Source organism: Streptomyces sp. SID3343 (genome assembly GCF_009865215.1).
Classification (GTDB): Bacteria; Actinomycetota; Actinomycetes; order Streptomycetales; family Streptomycetaceae; genus Embleya.
In genome coordinates, this window is record NZ_WWJX01000704.1 from 1 (window position 1) to 2,392 (window position 2,392).

The 2,392-nt window shown below is 68.3% G+C and carries 3 protein-coding genes; all 3 read left to right on the plus strand.

Translation table 11 applies throughout. The features are described from left to right. Positions 1–337 precede the first annotated feature (337 nt). The 3 genes from GT354_RS21545 to GT354_RS21555 all read left to right on the plus strand — a co-directional run bounded on the left by GT354_RS21545 (position 338) and on the right by GT354_RS21555 (position 2,299). Entirely contained in the window at positions 338–1,540 is a 1,203-nt protein-coding gene (locus GT354_RS21545; RefSeq protein WP_237535316.1) for a helix-turn-helix transcriptional regulator, read from the plus strand. A 119-nt stretch (positions 1,541–1,659) separates the two neighbouring features. Next, positions 1,660–1,902 (plus strand): hypothetical protein, encoded by a 243-nt coding sequence (locus GT354_RS21550; protein WP_161357989.1) that lies wholly within the window; start codon positions 1,660–1,662, stop codon positions 1,900–1,902. Positions 1,903–2,104: 202 nt separating this feature from the next. Continuing rightward, positions 2,105–2,299 carry a hypothetical protein gene (locus tag GT354_RS21555; protein WP_161357990.1) on the plus strand — a complete coding sequence of 65 codons (195 nt, stop codon included), beginning with the start codon at positions 2,105–2,107 and terminating at the stop codon, positions 2,297–2,299. The last annotated feature ends 93 nt before the right edge of the window (positions 2,300–2,392 follow it).

Sequence of the window (2,392 nt, forward strand, 5' to 3'; positions counted from 1 at the left end):
CGGGTTCGAGTCCCGCTCCGGGGACCACATGATCATGGCTCTGACCTGCATAAAGACCGGTTTCAAGATCGTTTTTGTTGTCACAAAGTGAGTCGTGACAACAAGGTTGTGGTTCAAGATCATCGATTGTGACTCGCTGTAGACGCCCTTGGAGCCGTCCGGTGGGGTGCTCACGGCGCCGTCGATCCATAAGAATCGCGATCGTAGCCATCGCAAACCGAATCCCTGGGCGTGCACAGCCGCAAACTGAATCGGCCGCAATCGTGCAAGGCCGGCGTACCGTGAGGTCAGACCCAATGAACCGGGGGCAATCATGAACGTGCCAACTGACCTGACGATGGGCGAGCGGATCGAGTGGTTGCGGACGCGGCGCGGCATGAGCCGGCCCGTGCTCGCGGGCCTCTGCGGACGCGGGCCCGACTGGCTGAAGAAAATCGAATCGGGCGAGCGCGAGCTGCGCGACTACCGGTTGCTGCTACGCGTAGCCTCTGCTCTCGGACTGACTGACCTGGGCGTCCTGACCGGCACCGGCGAGGTGCTGCAACCTGTGTCGCCGGCCCTGCACCACGAGTCGATCCCAGACATTTGGGCCGCAGTGAAACGGCGAAACTACTCGGCAGTCCACCCGCAGGAACCGCCGGACGTAGCGGCTCTCCGCGCGCGAGTCGACGCAGCGTGGCTCCTCTGGCACTCGGCTCAGTACAACCGCACCGAGGTCGGTGCGCTCCTGCCGGACCTGATCGGGGACGGCGAGATCGCGGTGCGCGTGCTCGACGGGCCGGAGCGCCGAGAGGCGTACGCGGTGCTCGCGACGATCTATCACCTCGCCCAGCAACAGATTGCGTACATCGCTCCGGCCGAACTGGTGTGGGTGGTCGCGGATCGCGGGATGTCGTCCGCCCAGTACGCGGACACGCCGGAGGCATTGGCCGGCGCCGCTTGGTGCTACGGCAACGCCCTGCGCGAGACGGCCGATACGAGCGAGGCGCTCGCCGTCGTTCTCGACGCCGCAGAGAGCATGCGTCCGCACCTCGACGTACTCGGCAAGAATGCGCGCGGCCTGTACGGCGCCCTGCAACTGCATGCCGCGATCACCCACGCTCGCCAAGGCCACGACGGCGATGCGTGGGCACACTGGCAGCGCGGCGACGCCACCGCGAAATCGCTCCCCGCCGGTTACCTGCATCCGTGGACCACCTTCGGCCGCACCAACGTCGATTTCCACGCTGTGTCCGTGGCCGCCGATCTACGCCGTGCAGGCACCGCACTCGACTACGCGGATCGGATCAACCCGGAGACCATGCCATCGATGGAGCGGCGTGCACGGCTCCTGACCGAGAGCGCACGCAGTCACGTCCAGCGTGGAGAACACGCTGCTGCCCTGAGCACGATGCAGCGGTCCGTGGCGGTGTGCCCAGAGACGGTGCAGTACACGCCAGCCGCGCGCACGGTGATCGCCGAGCTGTGGCGAACGACGCGCGGGCCGATCCGGCGACAGGTTGTGCAACTCGCCGAGGACGTCGGGGTCATAAGCGACTGACCTGTCCCGCGCCGACAGGGACAGATTGTCCCCCTCTCAGTAGAGGGACAATCTGTCCCTGTCTCTCTGTGTGCACTCAATTACGGTCGCGTGAATCTGCTGCTACCGCGAGGGACGCCATGACGACACGTTTGTGCACGCATGCTGCGCTCACCCCAGGCACCGAGCCGTCGCTCGACGGGGTGACGGGCGAGCTCCGGATTCCCATCACGCTGTACCGGATCGACGAGCCGATACTCCGAGTCGACCTCGTCGTCTCGGCGTCCGAGATGGGCATCTCCGCTCAGTGCGTGTCGTGTCCCGCACTCGTCGCCGAGGTCGACCTCCCGGCGCCGTCGGCTCCGGGCGACAGCCACGGTTGACCCCGTGAACCGCCGCTCGGCGTCGGCGCGTTGCCCCCACGTCGAGCGGCCACCATCCCCGGTCCGGCGGCGATCCATGCCCGTGAGGAGCCGCCGGGCCGGGCCCGCCGCGGGGCGGGGTCGGCAGGGGCCCGGCTGGAGGTCTTCCCCGCGCCGCCCCGATGGCGGCACCGCCCCCGCCCCGCTCCACCGAGAGGCAGCCGTGCCCCGTATCCCCGACACCGTTCGCGCCGTCGCCGCGGCCGACCCGCGGCGGCCGATTCTCGTCCAGGCCGACCACACCGGGCCCGACGCCTGCGACCTCGCGCTCACCGTGATCCAGGCGTGGGAACTGATCGGCGACCTCCAGGCGCAGGTGGCCCGCCACCCCGCGCCGACCCTTCGAGGAGAGCGATGACCATGCCCGACGGCACCTGGCTGGACTATGAAGTGATGGGCGGCTCGCTCGGCGGCCAGTCGATCGTGGCCCGCTACCGAACCCGCACCGGCG

Excerpts from the sequence above, each read along its gene's own strand:
- GT354_RS21550 (WP_161357989.1), top strand. The coding sequence starts at position 1,660 with ATGACGACACGTTTGTGCACGCATGCTGCGCTCACCCCAGGCACCGAG.
- GT354_RS21545 (WP_237535316.1), top strand. The coding sequence starts at position 338 with ATGGGCGAGCGGATCGAGTGGTTGCGGACGCGGCGCGGCATGAGCCGG.